General features: G+C 64.2%; 4 protein-coding genes. 3 read left to right on the top strand and 1 reads right to left on the bottom strand.

Going from position 1 to position 3173, the window contains the following annotated elements; all coding sequences use genetic code 11:
• From ACPW96_RS23185 to ACPW96_RS23175, 3 genes are all read left to right on the top strand, one after another.
• A partial coding sequence (locus ACPW96_RS23185; RefSeq protein ID WP_425886093.1) for a hypothetical protein occupies window positions 1–225 on the top strand: 225 nt, incomplete at its 5' end.
• 150 nt (window positions 226–375) lie between these two features.
• On the top strand, window positions 376–1233 hold the full coding sequence (locus ACPW96_RS23180) for a hypothetical protein (protein WP_425886092.1): 858 nt from the start codon (window positions 376–378) through the stop codon (window positions 1231–1233).
• A 445-nt stretch (window positions 1234–1678) separates the two neighbouring features.
• Complete coding sequence (locus ACPW96_RS23175) at window positions 1679–2113, top strand: hypothetical protein (protein ID WP_425886090.1); 435 nt, start codon at window positions 1679–1681, stop codon at window positions 2111–2113.
• A 147-nt stretch (window positions 2114–2260) separates the two neighbouring features.
• On the opposite strand, the gene ACPW96_RS23170 is transcribed toward ACPW96_RS23175, so the two are convergent.
• Entirely contained in the window at window positions 2261–2887 is a 627-nt protein-coding gene (locus ACPW96_RS23170; protein WP_425823710.1) for a DUF1349 domain-containing protein, read from the bottom strand.
• Between the last annotated feature and the right edge of the window lie 286 nt (window positions 2888–3173).

Here is a 3173-nt window from a genome sequence, read left to right as displayed (position 1 = left end):
CCGACGCCGACAGATCGCCTGGACCCTCAGCGCATGGCTCATGCCTGCGACGCGCCGCGTGAACGTGCGAGTCGTTGCGCTGACGTGCGTCGCCCAGGATCCTTTACCGGGCAGGTGCACCGCGACGGCGACCATGCGCCTTGGCGTGAGCGGGACGCCGCGTTCTCGTCCGCCCGTGGCGTCGAGTGGATTGTGGTGGTGTCCTGGTTTGCCATCCGTTTGTGATCTCCCCAGCTCGGCGTGATCGGTCCGCGGTAGGTTCGATGCCGACGAGGACGGCAGGACTGGTAGGGGGGCAATGCTTTGCGGAGGTTCAGTGCGGTAGCGGACCTCGGGTCGGAGGGTCTGAACGCCGATCGCCCTCGTACGAAGATTGTGAAGCGGCTCTGGTTGTCCGTCGTGGCGGTCGCGCTCATCGGTTCGGCGTGCGTCGCCTTTGTGCTGTTCGGTTGGACGGTCAACGAATCGCATTTCGACCGTCCCAGCCAAGAGTTCGACGAGTTGGAAGCCGAGCTCGAGAAACTTCCCGGCGTGGACAGCATCGAGAAGGAGCGGTGGGTCGAAGCGCCGACGTTCTCGGAACCGACGTCGTGGATGTCCGTCACGGTCGATGAGGCGGGTCTTCCCGGCCTGCTCCATGCGGCGTGCTCCACCGGTTATCCCGACGGCGTGACCTGGTCGATCAACGTACGGACGCCCGCGGCAGCCGAAGTGTCGCTCTACGCGGCCCCGACCGCTCCGGACTCCGATGGTCGCAACACACGATGTCCCGACTTCGGGTTCGATGCGGTGCAGCTCGTCCACCAGCTCGACCGTGTCGCCCCGGGCCTTGCTATCCAGCCCACGATCTGGGAAGAGGGCACGCTCACGCTCGTCGCACTCGAACAACAGATGCCGGCAGGGTTCACCCACCTGCTCCCGCTGGTGGACCACTCCGATGATCTCGTCGGAGCCGCAGGCCTCGATACGAACGCCGTCGTCGAGATCAACTCCGCGAATCTCGGCGTTGTACTGGAGCCGCACGAAAGTGTCGCGTACCTCGCATTACTCACCGAACTCAATGAGAATCGGTCGGTCAGCACCTACTGGGCCGACGGCGGGGGCACCCCGGAAGATGGAATCGAAAAGATACAGATCGTCGCCCCCGTACAGCAGCGCGCGGCGATCGAGGACATCATCCGGTCCTCGGGACTACATATCGCCGACCTGCCCCTGAGGTTCATCGAGCAGTGATCGAGGCATGGGCAAGCAGGCCCCATGGCAAGTGAACACACTGGCGCGCACAAAGCGCGCACAGGATTTCCTTTCCGGTCGGCGGCCCGGATCGTCGACAATCGTCGCACTGCGGATACCCACCGGGCGCCAGTCTGATCGTTGACGATCATTGGAGAGCAATCCCTGACGCCCGCGGCCCATCCCTACCCGGGCACAAGTACCGGATCGTCGACGATCATCCGGCAGGAGGGACCCTCAGTGATCCCCAAGGCGAGCGCTACTCGGCGAGAAGCGCCTCTAGTCAGGAAGTGACGGGCGTGTTCGTCGAAGGGAGTAGTAAAGGGCATCAGCTGCCAGCAGCGCTATCGTCGCTCCCAAGAACCCCTCTCGCCATCGGGCAGCTGCGGTGACTCTTGCGGCGATAGGTTGCTTGGTGGTCTGCGGGTACGCACTACTCGCGCTCGTGCAGATCCTGTGGCTGAACCCGCTCGCTGCCGTCCCAGGGGTGGAGATCGACCAGATCTGGGAGGACATGGCAGCTGCCAACGAATCGATGCAGACCCCGATGGTCGTCTTCGTCATGGCCCTGGGTCCGTTACTGGCGGTGGGATTGCTGGTCGCGGTGCTCTTCACTCGGATTCCGCCCACAGTGGTGGCGGTTGTTTACCTTTTGCTTCTCGCACTCGGACCGATCGCCTACTTCGCGGCCTCCTTCGGCCCGGGGATGGGGCTGGCCGACACCTATGGGATTGGCGGTGCGCATTACTCGCCGTGGGCCCGGCCGCTCTACGCGATCAGTGTTCTCGCCCTCGCGGCACTGGTCGGCATCGGTATCGTCAGCGTGGTTCGTCGGCTGCGTCGTTCGGGGTCGGTTCGCCACCCCCCGTCCCCGGCCTAGGGCTGCGCGGACCCGGGGGTTCATCGTCTGATTGCCCGCGACGAGTTCGTCCCGCTGCGCGAACGACAGAGCACGCTCATCCCGACTGCTTGGGCGACGAACAGGGTCCAGGGCTGGTCGGTGATCAGCAGAGAGAAGAACGGCGGCTCACGACTCGTCGCGGAAGTCGGAGATCGTGCGCTCCACGAGGCGTGGTTCGTCGAAAGTGACGTCGCAGCCGTCGCTCTGGGGCGACTGGGCCTCGAATCCGATCTCGAGCGGTTTGCGGCCATTTGGGAGCGAGAACGCGCGGATTAGCATCCATCGTTCGCCGTCCACGGATGCGTGGAAGGCGAAGACCGTCCCCTTCCGAGATACACGCAGGTGCACTTGATCACCGTCGACTGTGAAGGCGTTGGCGTCGTCGGAGACGCGATTGTTGACGACACTGACGATCATGCCCTGCCCGCGCGGCGAGAACTCGAAGCAAAGCTTCGCCCACGTCTCACGGTCGTGGCGCAGGAACAGCACGCCGGCATCGAACGTGCCTGCGAAGCGGACGCGGACGCGCGCGCTGAGCTGGAAGTCGCCGGCGGGAGCATCGGTCAGAAGCGTTGCGGCGTTGTGCAGCGTCGACGACGTGACCTGGCCGCCGTCGTCGCCGCCTGGGTCGGTAAAGATGTCGGTGCCCGGAATGCTGGACACACTGATGCTGCCCGAGGCAGGATCCACCGACCAGCGGTCGTCCGGGAACGGCCGGAACGGGGTCTCGATGCTGGGGATGTATACCGTCATGCGATCAGGCTAGCGTGACGCCGTGCACGTGCACGTGCACGTTCATGCGGTGTGCTCACCCCTCCCGTTGGGGTGCCATGCGATGCAAAGTACGGTCAATGGCGAGGTCCATCTCCGACCCAGGAAGAACGTACTGGTCATCACTCGACATGTTGCCTCCGTGCGCCACCGTATCGGCAGAGCAGGTGCCGCGCGAAGAATGTGCTGGAAGGGATCGGCGGATTCAAGCGGTCATCGCAACAGGACTGATCTGATGATCTCATTCGGGGTTTGGAACTCGAGCCGT

The organism is Micromonospora sp. DT81.3 (genome assembly GCF_049847225.1).
Taxonomy (GTDB): domain Bacteria; phylum Actinomycetota; class Actinomycetes; order Actinomycetales; family Microbacteriaceae; genus Microbacterium.
This window is presented reverse-complemented; position numbering and strand designations above follow the sequence as displayed.

Bases quoted from the DNA above. Each gene is read 5' to 3' on its own strand.
- ACPW96_RS23170 (WP_425823710.1), bottom strand. From the start codon at position 2,887: ATGACGGTATACATCCCCAGCATCGAGACCCCGTTCCGGCCGTTCCCG.